Genomic DNA, 18,868 nt, shown 5'->3' with positions numbered 1-18,868 from the left:
ACGGAACTGCGCCGATACGCACCGCGTACGCACCTCACGCGTATCCGGCACATCCAGTACGCCCGACACATCCGACGCGGTGGCAGCCACGGTCCACCCGGTCTCGCCGCCCGTCCGCCGGCGAGGAGACCTGTATGCCCGGCACCGACGCAACACCGGAGATCCGGCCGTTCACGTTCGAGTTCACCGACGCGGAGCTCGACGACCTGCGTGCGCGCATCCTCGCCACGCGCTGGCCCGACCGGGAGACCGTGCGAGACCGCTCGCAGGGCACGCAGCTCGCGACGGTCCGGGAACTCGCCCGCTACTGGGCGTCGGAGTACGACTGGCGCAAGGTCGAGGCGGAGCTGAAGGCGCTGCCGCACTTCGTCACCGAGATCGACGGACTGGACATCCACTTCATCCACGTCCGCTCCGGGCACGCGGACGCCCTGCCGCTGATCGTGACGCACGGGTGGCCCGGTTCGGTCGTCGAGCAGCTGAAGATCATCGAGCCGCTGACCGATCCCACGGCGCACGGCGGGCAGCCGTCGGACGCCTTCGACCTGGTGGTCCCGTCGATGCCCGGGTACGGCTTCTCGGGCCGGCCGGCCGCGACCGGCTGGGGCCCCAAGCGCATCGCGCGTGCCTGGGGCGAGCTGATGACGCGCCTCGGCTACACGAAGTACGCGGCGCAGGGCGGCGACTGGGGCGCGATCGTCACGGACGCCATGGCCGTGCAGCGGCCCGCGGGCCTGGTCGGCATCCACACCAACATGCCCAAGGTGGTCCCGCCGGCCATCGAGCAGGCGATCGTGGCCGGCAACCCGCTGCCGTCGGACGTGTCCCTCATGGACGACGAGGAGCGGGCCGCGGTCGAGCAGCTGACCTTCGTCTACCAGCACGTCTACTACGCGTACATCATGGGCTCGCGCCCCCAGTCGCTGATGGCGCTGGCGGACTCCCCGGTCGGTCTGGCGGCCTTCATGATCGACCACGACAGGGACAGCCTGGACATGATCACGCGGGTGTTCGCCGGGCAGAAGGAGGGCCTGACGCGGGACGACGTGCTGGACAACATCACGCTGTTCTGGCTGACGAACACGGCGGTCTCGGCGGCGCGTCTGTACGCGGAGAACAAGGAGACGTTCTTCGGCGCGCGGGGCGTCGGCCTGCCGGTCGCGGTGAGCGTCTTCCCCGAGGAGCTCTACCAGGCGCCGCGGAGCTGGGCCAGGGAGGCGTACCCGCACCTGATCCACTACAACAGGCTCTCCAAGGGCGGCCACTTCGCGGCGTGGGAGCAGCCGGAGCTGTTCGTGGAGGAGCTCCGCACGGGCTTGCGCCCGCTGCGGCGGGGTTAGCGCGGGCACGGGCGCGGCGAACGGCCTCCGACCCGGACTCGGATTCCGACTCGGGGTCCGATCCCGACTTTGGGTCTGAATCCGGGTCTGGGTCGAGGGCGGACCGACGGGCAGGATGGCCCCATGACAAAGCTTTCCGTACGGTCGGTCCGCCGTGGTTCCTCCGGTTCGGTGCTGTCGTTGTGGTCGCAGGACTCCGTGCTGTCGATCGGCTCGGTGGGATCGGTCCTGTCCGTGGGGTCCGTCGGGTCGGCCCTGTCGGTCGCCTCGATCGGAAGCGCCCTGTCGGTGGGCTCGATCGGCTCCTCGCTGTCGCTGATCTCCACCGGGTCGTGGCTGAGTACGGGGTCGCTGTTCTCGGCGCAGTCGCGCTGGTCGGTGCTGTCGTGGCGCTCCTCGGGCGGTTTCCTGGCGGCAGGGGCGACGGCGGGGGCGGCGGTCGGCGGCGCCTTGCTGGCGGCGCGGCTGCTGCACGGGCCCGACGCGGGCCCAGGTACCGGTACCTGACCCGGGGCGGGCGGCACCAGGATCAGTGGGGCGCCGCAGCCGCCGTCCCACTGATCGGCGGGGCGGCGTCCGGGGCGACGGTGGAGCGAAGGTGCTCGATGCCGGTGTCGAGGGCGGCCTTGAGGTGGGTCGAGTCGCCGGTGGACATCATCACGGTCACACCGCCCTGGATGCCGGCCAGCAACGCGGCGGCGGTCCGGTCGACCGCGAGGGCGGATGAGACGAGACCGTTCGCCTGGAGGGCGCGGATGCCGTCGGCGAGCTGCTGCTGCCACTGCCGCATCAGCTCCGTCACGATCGCCCGCGCCCCCGGCCGGGACCGCCCGACCTGGAGGAACAGGGCGCCCAGCGGGCACTGGTCGCCCTGCTGCTCGTACCGCTCCACCACGACGTCCCGCCACTGCTGCCAGGACTCCCACGAGTCCAGTTGCCCCAGGTGCGGCTGCTGGTCCTCCAGCACCCGGTCTGCCTCGAACTGGGCCACGGCCAGCAGCAGTTCGTCCTTGCCGTCGGGGAAGTAGTGGAAGAGCTGGCTCTTGCTCGTACCGGTGCGGGCGCGGATGTCGTCGAGCGTGGTGAAGGCGACACCCTGCTCGCGCAGCACGTCGGCGGCCCCCGCGACGAGACGGGCGCGCGTGGCACGGCCCTTCGCGGTCAGTGCGTCGGCCATGGCCCTCCGCCTCCCGATCCTTCTCCCGGCATCCACCGTACCTCTCGCATCCCCCTTTCTGGACTTGCCGGTCCATTTTCCGCGACGCACAGTGGTCCGCACACCGCGGGAGGCGCGGGACACGGAGCAACGCGAAGCACCACGGAAGGGCATGCCATGAGTGAGCGACTGGGCGGCAGGACGGCGCTGATCACCGGCTCGACCAGCAACATCGGGCGGGCGATCGCTGAGGCGTTCGCCGCCGAGGGGGCGCACGTCGTCGTCTCCGGCCGCAACCGGGAGCGGGGGGAGCGGGTGGCCGGGGGCATCCGTGCCGCGGGCGGATGGGCCGACTTCGTGGAGGCGGACCTGGACGGCGGCGCGGAGGCGTCCCGGAACCTGGCCGACCGGGCCCGCGAGGTGCTGGGCGGCAGGATCGACATCCTGGTGAACAACGCCGGCGTCTACCCGGCCCCCGGCACCGCCGACACCGACGAGAAGACGTTCGACGTGGTGTACGGGGTGAACGTCAAGGCGCCGTTCTTCCTCACCGCGGCGGTCGCCCCGGTCATGGCGGAGGCCGGGGGCGGGACGATCATCAACCTCGGCTCGTGGATCGCGCGCCTGGCGGTCCCCCTCGGCGCCCTCTACAGCTCGACCAAGGGGGCGATGGAGACCCTGACGCGGGCCTGGTCCGCGGAGTTCGGCCCGCGGGGCGTCCGCGTGAACGCGATCTCACCGGGCGTGATCCAGCCCCCGTCCCCGGCGGGCGACGCACCCAACGCGAGCGAACTCATGATGAAGGGCACCCCGGCGGGCACGGTGGGCACCCCGGACGCCATCGCCCACGCGGCGGTCTGGCTGGCGAGCGACGAGGCGGCATTCGTCCACGGAACGGTGGTGGACGTGGACGGCGGCCGAACGACGGTGGCGGTGGTGGCGGCGTAGAACGGGAGACGCGGCGATGCGCTCGACGGATTCCGACGCCGAGGAGCCGGAGGGCCCGGGGTGCCGCGGATCCGTTCAGTTGAAGGGGACCGCCTCCGTCGGGGAGGTGTGCCAGTTGGTGACGATCGGCTTGTCGACCGTGATGGTGTCGACCGGCAGGGAGACCGGGTCGGGGTCGTCGTCGCCGACGGCCACGATGATGCTGTCCAGCTCCTTGCCGCCGTCCGTATCGGTGGTCTTCGGGTTCACCCCGGCGTACGCGACGGTGTTCCCGCTCAGCTTGACCTGCTCGCCGACGGACTGCTCGGCGGGCCCCGCCTCGGTACCGTCGGACCCGAAGGCGACGGTCGGGAGCGCGGCGGGCAGCCAGCAGGTGATCCCCGGCTTGGCCTTCGCCATGACCAGGACGTAACCACCGGCCTGGCTCTCGGACCTGGTGCTCCACGAGATGTCGTTGGCGCCGCAGACCTGCTCGACCCGCTCCCGCTTCCCGTTGCCGGTGTCGACGCCGGAGCCCTTGTCGGCGCTCCGGTCGGCGTCCTGGTCGCCGCCCTTGTCCTTGCTCACAGCCGACGAGCCGGACGAGGTGGCGCCGTCGTCCGCCGAGCGGGCGGAGGAGCGCCCCGAGGAGCCGGTGCCGGTGCCGGTCTTCGCGTCCGCCTCCTGGCACGCGCTCATCAGCAGGACACCGCCCACGACGGCTGCGGAGACGAGAAGGGCCTTGCGACGGATGCCGGACATGAAATCCCCTTAGGTACGGCGTTGTTGGGACCGCGGCGAGGTCGCCCGTTCGGCGCTCGCTCGATCACTATGAGAGCGCCACGGCCCGAAGGGATCCCTGTGCCGCCGTTCCAGGACGGTGCCGTCACGGACCGGTGACATCATCACGAACGGCCGTCGTCCGCCTTCACCCGGTCCACCGCCTGCTTCGCCTCCAGCAGACCCGCGCCGGTGGCCTCGCGGTACTTCTTGACCGCCGCGACGTCCTGCCCGGCCCGCGCGAGAGCCGCCACTTCCGCCAGGGCGGGGTCGTCGTCCTCGATGCCCCCGTGCCGCAGCAGAAGGTCGATCTTGTGCTCCAGGCGGGTCATCCGCCGGTCCAGCCGACGGGCCCGGCTCTCCGTCGCCGCCACGGTCGTCAGGCCTACGAGAACGACGAGTGCACCTATGAGGCTGTACATGACACCTTGCTTTCTGTGTGGACGGGTTTCCGCGTGCGTGCATACAGGGACGCGTCGTCCTGGGGTGGCGGTTCGGGTGCAGGGGGACGGGGTGCGGGGACAAGGCACCGCCGTCGGCCGCGCCCCGGACCGGCGGTCAGTCCCTACGGGGAGACACCAGCCCCGAGTCGAAGGCGAGGATCACGGCCTGCACCCGGTCGCGCAGACGGAACTTCTCCAGGATGTGGGCGACGTGCGTCTTCACCGTCGTCTCCCCGATCCCCAGTTCGGTGGCGATCTCCGCGTTGGACGACCCGCGCGAGGGTGCGCAGCACGTCCAGCTCGCGGCCGGTCAGTACGTCCAGACGCGGCGGGACGGAAGGAGCGGCCTCGTCAAGGACGGGCAGGCCGGCGAACCGGTCCAGCAACCGCTTGGTGACGCGGGGCGCGAGCACGGCCTCGCCGGCGGCCACCGTACGGATGGCCGCGACCAGGGAGTCGGCCGGGCCGTCCTTGACGAGGAAGCTGCTGGCACCCGCGCAGGGTGCCGCCCGCCACGGCGATCCGCCCCCATACGCCCAGCAGACCACGACCCGAACCACCCACGGAAACGGGACCGCACCGGACTCCCGCCCTCTGCGGCCCCACCGCCCGGGCCGGTCTCACCGGGACTACCGGACTTTGTCGGCGGCCGTCTTCCAGATGGCTGTGAGCCGTCGTAGCTGGAGCTTGTCGGCGGTGGGCAGCGACTGGGCGTAGGCGCGTCGCAGCGCGAGGACGGTGGAGGGGACGTGGACCTCGGCGGCGCAGTCGCCGTCCGCCACCGCGACGGCGATCTCCCGATCGCGTGAGGCAGCGGTGACGCCCCGCGCGCGGTAGGCGGCTTTGAGCTGGTCATAGGCCGCGTCGGGGGACGCGTACGTGTACCCCTTGCCGCGCATGCAGGTCCGCCATTCGGCCATGGCCCTGCGGTACTTCGGGGATTTCTCCACGCGGGGACCGAGCTCGCTGTTGAGGTTCTGCGGGAAGTAGGAAACGGACACCCAGTCGTCCAGGCTTCCGTAGAGAGACGTACGGCTCCGCGCCTCGCAGCCGCGTGCCGAAAAAGTGATGTTCCGGCCGCCCCCGAGCCTCATCTCGCGGAAGTCGGTGGCGCCTCCTCGCAGGGCTTCGGCGTATGCGTCGGCATTCTTTTTCGAAAGCCCGGCCACATAGGCGTCGTTGGTGCCCTTGCCGACAGCGTCCTTTTCGGAATCGTACTGGGAGGCGAGACCGTAGCCGCGTTCGTGTCGCTCCGCCCTGTTCAGGGAGAGTTCCTCATCGGATTCGGTCGTCGGAGCCGACACCTCGGCGCGATAACGGAATCCCTTCGCTTTCATACAGGCCGATATGAGCTTCGACTCCGCGTTCGCGAGATCGACGTTGGTCCGGGTGAAGGTACCGGAACGGGTGAGGAGGTCGAGTTCGAGGCCGGTGAGTTCGGCACGGGTGGCGTCTTCGTCGGTGGCGGACGTCCCGCAGGCGCTCAGGGCGAGGACGCCCGCCACCGCGCAGGCGAGCGGGGCAAGTCGCATGGTGCGCGGACCCTCTCGGTCGATGGGGGAGTCGGGGAGTGAGAGGTGCGGTGTCCGCGGGGGGCCACCCGCGGACACCTGGGAGCGGCAGGCACTTCCTGAGCGCCGGCTCTGAGCACCGGTCCTGAGCGCCGGTCTACGGTACGGGACCGCCGCACGCCGAGCTCGTACCGCCGGAAGCGGTACTCCAGCTGTTCGAGGAGACCGCGTTGTTGAACGTGGAGTTGAAGTCACCGCCGGTGCCGCGGTACACGATGCCCGCGCTGCCCGAGTAGGACTTCCCGGTCCAGACGATGGCTTCGCAGCTGTTTCCGTTGTTGTAGTCCGAGGACGCGCAGTTGTCCCAGTTGCCGTTGGGACAGGCGCTGCGGCTGAAGACGGACCAGTCGGCGTTCCGTCCTGAGAGTTCCCCCGGATTTCCCGCCGGCGAGTAACCGGCGTTCGGCCAGAAGCAGAAATTCCCCGAACCGCATCCGGACGGTGCCGCGGCGACCTTTACCGACTTGAATGCCGTCGCGGACGCCTGCTTCTGATTTCCGGAGCTGTTCGCCGAACTGGCCGCCGAGGTACCGGCCATGCAACCTAGCAGGAGAACCACTCCTGCGATCATGGCCAATATACGTCTCATCTTTTCCCCTCACTGCTCGATTCGGGCGCCCTCACTATTGCCAGTGCCCGTTCTCCTGGCCATGCTGTGTCGCCAGGGGGAAAAAGCCCTGGTCGTAAGGGGGAACGGCGTGCTCCGAATTCACTTCACGGATGCTGACCTGGCGAGCACCCGGATGGCCAGGGCGCCCGACGCACTCTGGGAAGTGGCCGCGAGTCTGCACCGCTTTCAGACCCGCGCGGGCCGCTGGGCATACGCCGGGTGGTACCGGACCACCCATGCCCGACTGCGTGAGCAGCGACTCGACCGCATCGTGCGCGAGGTGCTCCTGCCCCTGTTTCCGAGAGCCCGGTACTTTCCTGATTTCCTGACGCCCGACCAGTCGAGCTGCGCCGACGAGGGACTGGACGCCGCACTCGACGCCATCGTGTCCACGCCCTCCGGCCGGGTGGGCCGTGAACTGGCCCTGCTCCACGGGTACGTCCGGGTCCCGGCGTGGGTGCGGCGGCTGACCGGCCGGCAGGAACGCCGGGACCTCGTGGCCGCCATCCGTTCCTATCACGAGGTCGCCGTACGCCCGTTCGCCGACCAGATCCATGCCCGTCTGGAAGCAGGACGGTCCTCGTCCTGCCGCGAACTGCTCGACGGGGGCGTCCAGGGGATGCTGGCCGGGCTCGGGCCGGGCATGCGCTGGCAGCACCCGGTCCTCCAGGTCCGCTACCCGGTGGACCGGGACCTGCACCTGGGCGGACGGGGCATCCGGCTCGTACCGTCCTACTTCTGCTGGGGCAGCCCCGTCAGCCTGGCCGACCCCGGACTACCGCCCGTGCTGATCTACCCCTTGCTGCACGAACCGATCGCGGCGGCCCCCGCCAGCCCGCTGACGGCGCTGCTGGGACGCACCCGGACGACCGTGCTGCGCGTCGCCGCGTCGGGAGCGGGCGCCACCACCGGGGAGATCGCCCGCGCGGTGGGGATCTCCCCGTCCTCCGTCAGCAAACACACCGGGGTACTGCGCGGCGCGGGCCTGCTGATCAGCAGCCGACACGGCGGAAACGTCCTGCACACGCTCACCCCGGCAGGCGCATCGATGCTCCGCACCGACACCTGAACCCCACTGTTCCCCGCCGCCGGCCTTCTCGGTCACTGCCTCCGATACGCGCCCCGCGCCGGCCGGCCTCGCCGCAGCCGTCCCGGGCAAGCGCCGTCCTGGGCAAGCGCCGTCCCGGGCAAGCCGGAAGTACGCGATGACGCCGTGGCTGCCGCGCATGCCATCATCTGCGGGTGCTCAAGATCCCCGGATACGAAGGCGGCCCCTTGGTCCAGGGCGACGCCTACCTGGACGACCCGCTGTTCTGGCTCGTGCACTTCGGTTCCAGCCTGCGTGGGGAGGACGCACAACGAGCCGCGTTCGGCGCCGACTGGGATGCGGCCATGGACCTGTATCGCACACTGTCCGCCGAGCACGCATGGCCGATGTTCAGCGTGCCGCTACGCTCCGGTCACACCATTTACGTCGTCTACCGCAACTTCGTGGACGAATGGGGCGTGGACTATCTGATCCACCAGCCGGCTTGGTCCGAGGCGGAGACCCTCGCCGTGGACGACGGTCACTTCATGGGGCCCGGCATGGCCTGGCCGGAACTGCTGTCCGCCGCTCGCCAGCCGGTGACAGAAGGCATCCATGATGCTGACGCCCGTCTCCTGCTGCTCTTCCCCACGCTCGGGGACGCACTGCTTCCCGACGACGCAGCCGCGGTCCTCACCTCTGCGCTTGCCGCCCTCACCTTGATCGAAGACCCCGCCGACGTCGCAAGGACGCTCCTTGAGAACCAGGGCCAGTGGGCTCCCGCCCGGTGGAGGTCGACAGGCGGCATCTGGATCAACGACGGTGGGCACTCCTACCGAAACCCGAGCAACGCCTTCGCTCTACCGGAGGGACGCCTTCTGGAGATCAGCAGCGCACTGCACGGCGGAGGCTGAGCGCCACTTCAAGAACTGGTGGGAAGGCTGTAGCCAAGCCGGTCTGCTGAGGCTTTATCGGGTCGATGCTCGGCCGGCTCCGGCTCCGGCTCCGGCTCCGACCGGGAGCGGATGAGCGATCACGACGCCGATGCGGGCAGTCAGAAGGGCGGCTCCTCGCAGCATCCGTCCGAGCCGGAGGCGTGTCCCCAGGGCGATGAGTCGATGGACGGCAGATCGGCGTCGCAGAACAGGAAAGGGTTCCGCTGGCCTTCGAGCCCTGAGGAGTCTTCGCCCCATGCGTCCAGCGCGTCGATGGCTCGTTCGCGGTGCTGCCACAGGTCGCTCGTGCCCAACACCTCCCGAACCAGGGGCACCAGGGCGGACCGATGACGCAACAGCCGAGGATCGTCCAGGAGAGGGATGCAGGCGACGATCGCTGCTTCGCGTACGTGGCGATCGGGATCGTCCGTGGCGTCATGCGCGGCGGTGAACAGCAGCGGGCGTATCTCCAGGATGCCCAGGGCCGGTGAGTAGCCGTCGAGCGGGAACCCGAACTCCCGGCTAGTCCTCTCCGCCTTGTCGGTGACTTCGTCCGCCACCGAGGCGATCCAGGTCAGCAGTTCGGCGCGCACGGGCCCGGGAAAGGAACCGCGTTCCTTGTCGACACCCCAGTTCGTTCGCGGGTCCGCAAGGATCGCGGCCACGTAGAGGGCCGCGGCCACCGTCGCGCTGTAGAGGGTGTTCTGGTGATGCAGGGTGTGGTGCAGGTACTCCAGCGCCTGGGTCCGCACGCTCTGCTCGGAATCCCACAGCGCGCTCAGCATCCTGGGCGCGTCCGTGGCAGGTCCGTAAGCATGCTCCAGCGCAGCCCAGTCGGTACTCGTCAGCGTGTGCCGAGGATCGGGCAGACCGACCGGTGACGACCCGTCGGCACACGTCATGGGATCTGTCATGGAGCCGCAGAGTACTGCTCCAGACGGTTGCCGATGAGGACGCGACGCAGATCCTCCGACTGAGAGCCGTTGAGATCCAGAACCTCGACGAGGAGGCGACGGAACGCCGTGTGCGTGACTCCATGATTCCGTAACTCCGTGGCGCACGGCCTCGTCCTCGAACTCGTCGAGGCTCTCGGCCGCTGTGACGGCGCTTGGGCCGATGCACGGCTTCTGAGTTGCACGGATTCGTTCTGTCGCGACAGGTGTGAGTGCTAGGTGGCACCGCTGTTGACCATGGTGGTCCGCTCCTACGGGCACGTTGTGGGCACGGGCGTGACCGGCAGCAGGGCCGTACAGCCCGCAGCTCCTGCGCTGACCGGACCGCATCGTCTGTGGGACGGATCTGAAGAGTCCGTCGCGACTGCACACACCAGAGCCGACGGGTGGACCCGTAAATGTTGGTGACGTATTCTTCTATGTACATCATCAACATCGTGTAGGAGGCGCGGTATGTCCGTGACCCAGATCGACATCGACGACGACGCCCTGGAACGCGCTATGGCTCTGGCTCACGTCCGGACCAAGAAGGAGGCGGTCAATCTTGCTCTGAACTTCTACGCCGAGCAGCAGGAGCGCGCGGCGCGCATAAGCCGTCACTTCGAGCGTGCGCGTGAGTGGGGTGCCGTCGGGGATGCCGAGCGTCTGCACCAGGCTGAGAAGCGCAGCCGGTGATCTACCTGCTCGACACGTCCGGCCTGGTCCGGCTGCTCCGCGAGCCAAAACTGCAAGCGTCCTGGTACGACGCGATCGATGCCGGCGCCATCGCGTCCTGCTACATGCAACGCGCTGAGTTTCTTTACAGCGCCCGAAACAGCCGCGAGTACGGCGAGATCGCGGAAATGTTCTCAGACCTCTATCCCGACGCCGCGGTGCCGAAGAACGCGGGGCGTTGGATCAGCGCGGTGCAACACCGTATGGCACAGGCCGGGGAGCACCGCAGTGCATCGGCAGTGGACCTCGCCATCGCCGCCACTGCCGCCCACCACGGCTTGGCCGTCCTCCATGACGACGCCGACTACAGCACCATTGCCCGGCACGCGTCCGACCTGACCGAGCACAACATCCACGACGTCGTCTGAGACATTTCACCGCCCGACAGGCTGCGGAGTTGCCCTCATCGTCGGACGAAGGTGACGATCCGAGAGGGAGTAGAACTCACCGGAGGTACGAGTCCGGGGATGCCATCGCATTTGGTCGGAATCCGTTTTGGCGTGCTCCTCGCCACCGTACAGCCGCCTGGGAAGCTGCGGGCATTTGAGGCTGGTAGGGCTGCTGAACTGGGCTTTCACCTGGCACCGGGTCTCATTGACCTGGGTCGCTTTCGCCGTGGTTCCCCACTGTTCCCCGCTCGATCTGGTGCGCTTGTGGTGCGTCGGTCGGGTCCTGGTCCGGCGTAGTCGGCTGGTCCGCTCCCCCGTACAGATCGGCGCGGAGACGCTCCTTGGCCGCTTCAAGGCGTGGCCCGTAGTCGGGCATGAAGATCTCGCTCAACGTCTTGTCCAGCGTTCCGGAGATCGCGTAGACCGGCGACCAGACAGCTCGGTCGTCAATGATCCCTTGAAGGTCGTCGGACCGGAACATGACTCGGTAGAGCCAGTCCGACAGCACGAACGCTTGATCGCGCGTGAGCTTGATGGTGATCGCTTCCTCGTCCACGCCCTCAACCTAGCTGCCGGAATTGGCGGTGTCGTGGGCCGGCGCCACCGTGAAGGCCAACACGCTTTCCAGCTGTGTTGGTGGGCTCTTGGGCCTCGGTCGGGGCCGTTCACCTGGGTTCATAGGAGGTTGTCCACTGGCTTGGATGCGACTCCGGGCCCAGCCTGAACGGCCGTGAACGGTGTGAACAAGACGGAAACTGAGACGGCCCGCAGCTCAGAGTTTCACTCGATGATCTCGGACCGCTCTCGAACCTGGTCGCCCAACTTGCCTGCTTTTAGATCGCTCAGCGCGACTGCGTGCCCGGCCATGACTGCTTCGTGTATGACGTCGTGTAGATCTATAGGGATCATGGCAAAGATGTCGGATCAGATGTTCGCGGCTGCGTCGCACGCAGGCCGGTAGTGCGTGTCACGGACGTAGGCACCCAAGTGGTTGACAAGATTGCGAAACTCTTCGCTTTGGGCGTCTCTGAAGACAAACGGCATCAGGGGACTACTGATGTTGCTCGCAGGGTATGAAGGGTTTCAATCGGGAAAGGCTTGGTTCTTGGGGGAGATGACATGGCGGATTCTCCGGTGCGAGTTTCAGGAATTATCCGCTACATTCGAAATACTGTAGAACCAGTAGTCACGCGCTGCATCCTGCTGGGCATATTCCTTCTCGGTCTGGCAGCTCAAATATTCAATCCTATCGGCGATGCCTTGCAAGGGAGTGCATTCACAGCTGGAGCACTCTTGAGCCTAGTGGCGTATGTGCTATACGACGCGATTAAAGATTTGGCGGATGATCCACGGGGTGGTCAAGCTTCAACCAGGTTCGCAAACCCCACCTCCCGAGCTGACCTAATCAAGGAATCCGAAACCGGCCGTGCCGTTGATGTGAGATTCCTTGGATATACAGGTGAATCAATCTTTGATCTCATGCGCGGGACATTGATGCGTCTGTATGATTCTCCGGGGCGCGTTCAGTCTGTCACATTCAGGATGTTGACGCCAGACCTATCTAATCCAATGAAAATCCCATCCAAGCTGAACAGTGGCGAAACGTTATCGGATGATCCCGAATTTCGAAGGTACGCCGAGGCGAAGACCGAGGACTACGCAAGCCATCTTCTCCTATTTGCTCGCCGTCTTCGGGATCGAACGCAGGTGCAAGTGTCGCTCCAGTTTCGCATCTACCCAGGCATTCCGGCATTCCAAGTGTGCCTAATCGGCGACAATGCAGCTTTCTTTGCGTTCTATGACATAGCTCGCAAGACAGAGTTTCCTTACGGTCGGCCTGACCGAATCTTGCTGGATCCGCTGCTATCGCGGGGCGGTAGGGCCGGGTGGGATATTCGAGATGGAACGCAAAAATCCGAACACATGGTGAAAGAATGCTCGGACTTCTTTGAGAGCCTGTGGAAAATATCCGATGATGCTCCTTGGGGCGAAGCTAGTAACGCCCCGTAATTTTCGCGCGATCTGTCGCTTACCCCTAGAACTCTCAACTTGGGAAGCTTAGGGAATCCGGCGGTCAATCGGATCTCTGAACTAGCGAAAAGGCCTGATGGCTGCTCCTCGCTGCGCTGCTACTGGCTCTGTGATTCCTAGCTGTTCCCTGCCTGTTCTGACGTGTATGTGGTACGTGATCAACAGGTCGCTGGAGTCTCGATGGCGGAGCCAAGCGCCGCAAGGGGTGGACTAGTTGCCGAAGTTCTGGAGTTCCTCAAATCGAGTCCGGAGAATGGCACTTGGTGCAGTATCCAGCGCGCCGTCGCTGAGCAGGGGGAGAGAGGTCGGTAACTTTTTCCGTTTGCGGCGCTGGTCTACGAAGGGCGTCAATTCTGGTTGTGGTCAGTAATTGCTGGTCGTTCAGGTCCAGAAGTGCGTTCGCGGTGGATCCGTCCGTTTAAGCGCCGGGAAGAGGCTGTCCCCCTTTAGCTTCCGTCGCTTCCGACGGCCAGCGGCGTGGATCATGGTTCGGTAGTAACGGGTGCCGACCCAACTAAGATCTGTCGAATGGTAGCAGGCCGCTAGCTCCGGATCTGTGGCCAGCTGCCGCACAAGGTACCTAATTCCAGTAAGCGAACTTGAAACCCGTAGAGAAAGTTGTTACTCAGGCTTCGGCTGGGGCTCGTCGTGCTTCGTGGGTGCCTTGGTGGCTGTGATCTTGCGGCTTTGTGCTGCGGCCCGTTGCAAGGCCTGGGCCAGCTGGTCGGCGTCGTCGGGCGACAGGAGGATCTCTTGTGTCCAGAGGATCGACAGTCTGATGTGGCCGTTCAGCAGGTTGGTGGCGACGTCGACCTCAGTGCCGTTGTCCGTCACGTCCTGCGCGTTCAGCGTGGGGTCGCTGCTGAATGCGCTCATGTGGTGGGCTCAGGGTCATTGGTGGTGATGCGCCACAAAGGCGCCGTGTACTGCTCGGGGCGGCTGCTGATAAGGAGTTGGCGCAAGTCCTCGCGCTGGGTGCCGTTGAGGTTCAAGGCCTCGGTGAGGTGGCGGAACGTCGTGTGTGTGACTCCGCGGCGCCTGGCCTCGGCCTTGAACTTGTCGAGTCGGGGCAAGACAGACTGCGGGACCAGGTCCGTGGGCTGCTGGCCCTTGAGCCCTGCGGCCTTGTTGCGTTCGTAGTCGATCTCCGAGTGGCCGCAGATTTCGCGGCTGTGCGCCTCGGCCTCGGTCAGGGTTTCGGTCGCCATGACGGCGCGGGCCAGTTGGTTGCGGGCGAGGGCGTTGTCCAGGTCGACCTCGTGGACGGTCGGGCCTTCGTCCGTCAGCGCGATCGGGAGGCCGGCGTCTCGGACCTCGCAGGTGCCGCGAACTCCTCTCGCGGTGGCGGCGAGCATCCCCGTGGCTTCCGAAGGGTGCCACTCCAGGATCGAGCCGACCGGCTCGACGTCCTTCGCTGTGAAGGTGTGGATGAGAGTGTCCAGCAGTCCGCGCACCTCGTCGGGTGGGAGTTCGCCGTCCAGGCCGGGGCCTGCGACCAGCAGTCGCACGGGCGCGTTCACCTGGCAGCACGCTGCCAGCGTGAGGGCGTCTGCGAGCGGGCTCTTCAGTGTCGGCTCGTCGCCTCGGGCGAGGATGTCGCCTCCCACGTCGAGCAGGTCGATCGACTCCGGGGACAGGTGGCTGATCAGTTCTTCGAGCTGGCGCGTGATGCCTTCGGCGCCGTGGTGCGGGTCGATCAGCGCGAACGTGTGCGGGAGCTCCGCCGCGAGCCGCGGGAGCGTGGAGCCCGCTGGTGCGATCGGGCGGGCGTCCGCCGGCACTGCCCAGACTGCGGGAGTGAGCTGGTGGAGGCCGGTGAAGTTGTCCGGTCCCCGCGGGCCCGGTACCGGGTCGATGAGGAGGCGGTCCCACGCGTACGTGAGGATCATCGCCTGGTCCTTGTCGCCGTAGAGGGCGGCGTGAAGCATGGCGGCGGCGACAGCGTCGCCCCCTCCTCCTGCTGCGACGATCAACCGCTTCATGCGGGCAGCGTAAGGGAATGACGACCCTGCGCATCACAAGGAAGACCCCACCGCCCCACCGACAGCTAGCCGCGCCTTGTGGTACGGATCCGGTGCACGCCCCGCCCGCCGGTCCGGGCAACAAGAAACCCCCGGGTCGACGACCTGGGGGTTCTGCGTGGAGCGGGTGACGAGAATCGAACTCGCACTCTCAGCTTGGGAAGCTGATGTTCTACCACTAAACTACACCCGCGTAAGACGCCGGGAGCGGGCTGTCCGGCCGGTGTCGGAAACGCGGATTCACCATACCTCATACGGGGCACCCGGTGCTGGGGCCGTGCGCGCCGGGGTGTCCCGGGGAGTGGGACCCGGCTCCCGCGCGCGGGAGTTGGGGCGTACGGTGGGGGCGCTGGAGAGGGTGCCGGCGGGATCGGAGTGCCGCCTGCAGGCCCGTCCCTTTCATCCCGTAATGTGGCGCTCTCGTCAGTCAGACGCGGCTCTTGGGGAAGGGACTCTGAGGACTTGATGGAACGCAGCACCGTCGTCCGTTGTGCCGAGGGGCACGTATTCAGTACCGCATCGCTTCCGATGCAGCAGGCCGAGCGGCTCGGTCCCGGCCGGTTGATCCGTTGCCCCCGGTGCGCCCGGCTCCGCAACGTCGTACCGGTCGAACTCGAAAGGCGCTGACCGGTAGCGGGACCACTTCACCAACGGATCCGGCAACAGGTTCACACCCGCGGGCCCGCCACGACAACCGATTGTGGCGGGCCCGCGGGCTGCCCGTATCCTCGGGGCGTGCTTCTCTCTGACAAGGACATCCGGGCCGAGATCGACTCCGGGCGCGTACGGATCGATCCCTACGACGAATCCATGGTGCAGCCCTCCAGCATCGACGTGCGGCTCGACCGCTACTTCCGGGTGTTCGAGAACCACCGCTACCCCCACATCGACCCCTCCGTCGAGCAGGCCGACCTCACGCGGCTCGTCGAGCCCGAGGGGGACGAGCCGTTCATCCTCCACCCCGGGGAGTTCGTGCTGGCGAGCACGTACGAGGTCATCTCGCTTCCCGACGACCTCGCGTCGCGGCTCGAAGGCAAGAGCTCGCTCGGGCGGCTCGGGCTCGTCACGCACTCCACCGCCGGGTTCATCGACCCCGGGTTCTCCGGGCACGTGACCCTTGAGCTGTCCAACCTCGCCACCCTCCCCATCAAGCTCTGGCCGGGGATGAAGATCGGGCAGCTGTGCATGTTCCAGCTCAGCTCGTCGGCCGAGCACCCGTACGGCAGCGACCGGTACGGGTCCCGCTACCAGGGGCAGCGCGGGCCCACCGCCTCCCGGTCCTTCCTCAACTTCCACCGGACCCAGGTGTGAGCCACATGAGCGACGTGCGCGAGAACCTCAGTTACGAAGGGTTCGGGACCGCCGTCCGCGAGCTCGCCCAGACCATCGCCGACGACGGGTACGAACCCGACATCGTGCTCAGCATCGCCCGCGGCGGCGTCTTCGTGGCCGGCGGGCTGGCCTACGCCCTGGACTGCAAGAACATCCACCTCGTGAATGTGGAGTTCTACACGGGCGTCGGCACCACCCTCGACATGCCGGTCATGCTCGCACCCGTCCCCAACGCCATCGACTTCTCCGACAAGAAGGTGCTCATCACGGACGACGTGGCGGACACCGGCAAGACGCTGAAGCTCGTGCACGACTTCTGCGTCGACACCGTCGCCGAGGTCCGCTCCGCCGTCATCTATGAGAAGTCCCAGTCGCTGGTCAAGTGCGAGTACGTCTGGAAGCGCACCGATGACTGGATCAACTTTCCGTGGAGTGTTTTGCCTCCAGTACATAAGTCGGGAGAGGCTCCCAAGGAGAACAAGGAAGCCCTCTAGGGAGGAAGCCCTCTAGGGCCTCGTCTCCCGTTCCACCGGGATCCACAGTTCCGCGTCCGCCTGTGACGCGTCCGGGGAGAGGCGGGTGCTCAGGATCTCGGGGCCCGGCCTCGTCCCGTACGGGTTGGACGGGAACCACTGGGTGAAGACGTCCCGCCACAGGTGCTGGAGTGCCTGCGGGAACGGGCCCGAGTTCTCGAACACCGCCCACGTGCCGGCCGGGACCGCCAGCGAGTCGAGGTCGGCTGAGGGCTCCGCCCCCGTCACCACCCCGTGGTAGTAGTCCAGCTCCGTCCCCTCCGCCCGGCTCGGGTCCAGGTTGTCGCTCACCCCCACGATCCCGGACGGCTGCTGGTCGGACAGTGCGGCGATGCGGGCCAGCGTCTCCTTGTCGATGCTTCTGATGAAGTCCGCGATCTGCGGGTTCATCCCCTCGTGGACCAGAGGGACGCGGATCCTCCTGCCGACCACACGGAATGCTTCCTTCTCCACGATCCGGTACCGCATGCTGCTGTTCCCTTCCACGACGAGACGGAAGGAGAGCCGGGGCTGGGCGGTCAGCGCGGCCCCGGTGCGGCGGGCCTCGCCCGGACCCACGCCGTGCACGGCGCGGAACGCCCGGGCGAACGCCTCCCCCGAGCCGTAGCCGTACCGCACCGCGATCTCCAGCAGCGTCCGCTCGCCGGCCAGCACCTCGGCGCCCGCGACGGTGAGCCGCCTGCGCCGGACGTACTCCGACAGCGGCAGCCCCGCCAGCGCGGAGAACATCCGCCTGAAGTGGTACTCCGACGTCGTCGCGATCCGTGCCAGCTCCGCCACGTCGAGGGCTTCGCCGCCCTCGGAGCCCTCGGTGACCAACCGCGTCTCGATGTGCGCCAGGGCCTCGTTCAGCCGTTCCAGCAACCCGGCCCCTCCTTCCCTTACGCCCTTCACGCTACGAAGGGCGCACCCCGCCGCACCCGACATCCCGTGCCCGCTCCGGTCGGGTCGGGTCCGGTCGGATCGGGTCGAAGGACCGAACGGCTAGGCGCAGGCCACCGTGATCCGCTGCACCTCGTTGTTGGCGAAGCCGCCGCGGTTCCACGGCTGGGTGAGCGGCTGGGTGGTGCCCTCGGCGTCCGTGGCGCGCACCGTCAGGACGTGCCGTCCCGGGACCGCGTCCCAGGAGGTGCGCCAGCGGCGCCAGGACCAGGCGTCGCCGTCCGCCGGGGCGGGGCCGAGCTCGGCGTCCCGCCACGTCGCGCCGTCGTCCGTGCTGACCTCGACCCGTACGACCGGGGCGCGGCCCGACCAGGCCCGTCCCTCCAGCTCCACGGGACCGGGGCGCACCACCCGGGTGCGGGACATGAAGTCCGGGAAGCCGGGCGGGGCCATCAGCGCGCGCGGGGCGATACGGGTGATGGGCTCCCCGGGCTCGTCGGGGGTCTGGCGGTAGCGGTACGCCACCGCCTGCTGGAAGCCGGTGAACGGGGTGTCGGTGACCGTGATGTCGGCCAGCCACTTCACGCTCGCCATGCCGTACCAGCCGGGGACGACCAGGCGCACCGGGTACCCGTGCTGCGGCGGCAGCGGGGCGCCGTTCATCTCGTACGCCACCAGCACCTCGGGGTCGGCGGCCGTCGCGTCCGCGACCGTCAGGCTGCGGGCGTAGTCCTGCTCGACGCCGCGTTCCACGCCGTGGTCGGCGCCGGTGAAGACCACCTCGACGGCGTCCGGCTCGACGCCCGCCTCGGCGAGCAGCGTCCGCAGCGGTACGCCCGTCCAGTCCGCCGTGCCGACCGCCTCGGTCAGCCAGGGCTGGCTCACGGGGCGCGGGCTGAGCCGGGCCCGGCCGTTGCCCGCGCACTCCATCGTCACGCGGTGGGTGACGGACGGGAGGGCACGCAGGGCGGCCAGGTCCAGGGTCAGCGGCGTACGGACGCGGCCGTGGACCGGGAGGGTCCAGGCGGCCGCGGCGTCGGCGTCGACGGTCGGGATGTCGTAGTGGAGCAGGATGTAGTGCAGCCCCGGCGGGGTCACGTCGTGGCGCAGGGCCTCCAGCGGGATGCCGTGGTTGCGGGCCGCGAGGGCGAGTTCCTCGTGGCCGATCCCCTCGTCGGGGGCGGCCACCCGGCCGGGCGCGCTGACCCCGGCCGGCAGCCGGGA

The 18,868-nt window shown here is 67.8% G+C and carries 21 protein-coding genes, 1 tRNA gene and 1 pseudogene; 10 read left to right on the top strand and 13 right to left on the bottom strand.

Annotated features, from left to right (window positions below):
- The first annotated feature begins 134 nt into the window (after positions 1-134).
- Positions 135-1,340: an epoxide hydrolase family protein gene (locus FGF04_RS30705; protein WP_149514629.1), complete on the top strand. Its 1,206-nt coding sequence runs from the start codon at positions 135-137 to the stop codon at positions 1,338-1,340.
- A gap of 123 nt (positions 1,341-1,463) precedes the next feature.
- A complete protein-coding gene (locus tag FGF04_RS30700; protein WP_149514628.1) occupies positions 1,464-1,847 on the top strand; it encodes a hypothetical protein in 384 nt (127 codons plus the stop codon).
- A gap of 22 nt (positions 1,848-1,869) precedes the next feature.
- Here the strand turns inward: FGF04_RS30700 and FGF04_RS30695 are convergent, their stop codons facing one another.
- Complete coding sequence (locus tag FGF04_RS30695) at positions 1,870-2,517, bottom strand: TetR/AcrR family transcriptional regulator (RefSeq protein ID WP_149514627.1); 648 nt, start codon at positions 2,515-2,517, stop codon at positions 1,870-1,872.
- A 156-nt stretch (positions 2,518-2,673) separates the two neighbouring features.
- On the opposite strand from FGF04_RS30695, the gene FGF04_RS30690 reads away from it, so the two are divergent.
- Complete coding sequence (locus tag FGF04_RS30690; protein ID WP_149514626.1) at positions 2,674-3,444, top strand: SDR family NAD(P)-dependent oxidoreductase; 771 nt, start codon at positions 2,674-2,676, stop codon at positions 3,442-3,444.
- Positions 3,445-3,519: 75 nt separating this feature from the next.
- Here the strand turns inward: FGF04_RS30690 and FGF04_RS30685 are convergent, their stop codons facing one another.
- The 5 genes and pseudogenes from FGF04_RS30685 to FGF04_RS30665 form a co-directional block, all read right to left on the bottom strand.
- A complete protein-coding gene (locus tag FGF04_RS30685; protein ID WP_149514625.1) occupies positions 3,520-4,185 on the bottom strand; it encodes a DUF4232 domain-containing protein in 666 nt (221 codons plus the stop codon).
- A 143-nt stretch (positions 4,186-4,328) separates the two neighbouring features.
- Complete coding sequence (locus tag FGF04_RS30680) at positions 4,329-4,625, bottom strand: hypothetical protein (RefSeq protein ID WP_149514624.1); 297 nt, start codon at positions 4,623-4,625, stop codon at positions 4,329-4,331.
- A 136-nt stretch (positions 4,626-4,761) separates the two neighbouring features.
- Positions 4,762-5,143: pseudogene (locus FGF04_RS30675) on the bottom strand (LuxR C-terminal-related transcriptional regulator); the annotation flags it as partial.
- Positions 5,144-5,275: 132 nt separating this feature from the next.
- Complete coding sequence (locus tag FGF04_RS30670; RefSeq protein WP_149514623.1) at positions 5,276-6,151, bottom strand: hypothetical protein; 876 nt, start codon at positions 6,149-6,151, stop codon at positions 5,276-5,278.
- 163 nt (positions 6,152-6,314) lie between these two features.
- Positions 6,315-6,755, bottom strand: coding sequence for a peptidase inhibitor family I36 protein (locus tag FGF04_RS30665; RefSeq protein WP_223146416.1), 441 nt, complete (start codon positions 6,753-6,755; stop codon positions 6,315-6,317).
- Positions 6,756-7,107: 352 nt separating this feature from the next.
- On the opposite strand from FGF04_RS30665, the gene FGF04_RS30660 reads away from it, so the two are divergent.
- Complete coding sequence (locus FGF04_RS30660; protein ID WP_328596419.1) at positions 7,108-7,896, top strand: ArsR/SmtB family transcription factor; 789 nt, start codon at positions 7,108-7,110, stop codon at positions 7,894-7,896.
- A gap of 173 nt (positions 7,897-8,069) precedes the next feature.
- Positions 8,070-8,768 carry a hypothetical protein gene (locus FGF04_RS30655; RefSeq protein ID WP_149514620.1) on the top strand — a complete coding sequence of 233 codons (699 nt, stop codon included), beginning with the start codon at positions 8,070-8,072 and terminating at the stop codon, positions 8,766-8,768.
- 140 nt (positions 8,769-8,908) lie between these two features.
- Here the strand turns inward: FGF04_RS30655 and FGF04_RS30650 are convergent, their stop codons facing one another.
- Positions 8,909-9,574, bottom strand: a complete 666-nt coding sequence (locus FGF04_RS30650) for a hypothetical protein (RefSeq protein ID WP_235882579.1) — start codon at positions 9,572-9,574, stop codon at positions 8,909-8,911.
- 621 nt (positions 9,575-10,195) lie between these two features.
- Here FGF04_RS30650 and FGF04_RS30645 point away from each other — a divergent pair.
- Positions 10,196-10,417 carry a type II toxin-antitoxin system VapB family antitoxin gene (locus FGF04_RS30645; RefSeq protein WP_188114299.1) on the top strand — a complete coding sequence of 74 codons (222 nt, stop codon included), beginning with the start codon at positions 10,196-10,198 and terminating at the stop codon, positions 10,415-10,417.
- A complete protein-coding gene (locus FGF04_RS30640) occupies positions 10,414-10,824 on the top strand; it encodes a PIN domain-containing protein (protein ID WP_149514618.1) in 411 nt (136 codons plus the stop codon). The genes FGF04_RS30645 and FGF04_RS30640 overlap by 4 nt, the downstream gene beginning before the upstream one ends.
- Positions 10,825-11,047: 223 nt before the next feature.
- Here FGF04_RS30640 and FGF04_RS30635 read toward each other — a convergent pair whose 3' ends face one another.
- A complete protein-coding gene (locus tag FGF04_RS30635) occupies positions 11,048-11,401 on the bottom strand; it encodes a hypothetical protein (protein ID WP_149514617.1) in 354 nt (117 codons plus the stop codon).
- 563 nt (positions 11,402-11,964) lie between these two features.
- Between FGF04_RS30635 and FGF04_RS30630 the strand changes: the two genes are divergently transcribed.
- Entirely contained in the window at positions 11,965-12,855 is an 891-nt protein-coding gene (locus FGF04_RS30630) for a hypothetical protein (protein WP_149514616.1), read from the top strand.
- A gap of 642 nt (positions 12,856-13,497) precedes the next feature.
- Here the strand turns inward: FGF04_RS30630 and FGF04_RS30625 are convergent.
- From FGF04_RS30625 to FGF04_RS30615, 3 genes are all read right to left on the bottom strand, one after another.
- The gene (locus FGF04_RS30625; protein WP_149514615.1) at positions 13,498-13,752 is read right to left on the bottom strand and encodes a hypothetical protein; all 255 of its coding nucleotides are present in this window, start codon (positions 13,750-13,752) and stop codon (positions 13,498-13,500) included.
- Positions 13,749-14,858 carry a DUF1152 domain-containing protein gene (locus FGF04_RS30620; RefSeq protein ID WP_149514614.1) on the bottom strand — a complete coding sequence of 370 codons (1,110 nt, stop codon included), beginning with the start codon at positions 14,856-14,858 and terminating at the stop codon, positions 13,749-13,751. Before FGF04_RS30620 ends, FGF04_RS30625 begins: the two co-directional genes overlap by 4 nt.
- Positions 14,859-15,016: 158 nt before the next feature.
- Positions 15,017-15,090: transfer RNA gene (locus tag FGF04_RS30615), tRNA-Gly, on the bottom strand.
- 542 nt (positions 15,091-15,632) lie between these two features.
- Here FGF04_RS30615 and dcd point away from each other — a divergent pair.
- The gene (gene dcd / locus FGF04_RS30610) at positions 15,633-16,208 is read left to right on the top strand and encodes a dCTP deaminase (RefSeq protein WP_149514613.1); all 576 of its coding nucleotides are present in this window, start codon (positions 15,633-15,635) and stop codon (positions 16,206-16,208) included.
- 5 nt (positions 16,209-16,213) lie between these two features.
- The gene (locus FGF04_RS30605; protein ID WP_149514612.1) at positions 16,214-16,723 is read left to right on the top strand and encodes a phosphoribosyltransferase; all 510 of its coding nucleotides are present in this window, start codon (positions 16,214-16,216) and stop codon (positions 16,721-16,723) included.
- A gap of 12 nt (positions 16,724-16,735) precedes the next feature.
- Here the strand turns inward: FGF04_RS30605 and FGF04_RS30600 are convergent, their stop codons facing one another.
- A complete protein-coding gene (locus tag FGF04_RS30600) occupies positions 16,736-17,626 on the bottom strand; it encodes an AraC family transcriptional regulator (RefSeq protein ID WP_149514611.1) in 891 nt (296 codons plus the stop codon).
- Positions 17,627-17,746: 120 nt separating this feature from the next.
- The gene (locus tag FGF04_RS30595) at positions 17,747-18,862 is read right to left on the bottom strand and encodes a sulfite oxidase (protein ID WP_235882584.1); all 1,116 of its coding nucleotides are present in this window, start codon (positions 18,860-18,862) and stop codon (positions 17,747-17,749) included.
- Between the last annotated feature and the right edge of the window lie 6 nt (positions 18,863-18,868).

The organism is Streptomyces apricus (assembly GCF_008369065.1).
GTDB lineage: Bacteria > Actinomycetota > Actinomycetes > Streptomycetales > Streptomycetaceae > Streptomyces > Streptomyces apricus.
Note: the sequence above shows the minus strand (reverse complement) of the source record. Positions and strands in the feature narration are given on the sequence as shown.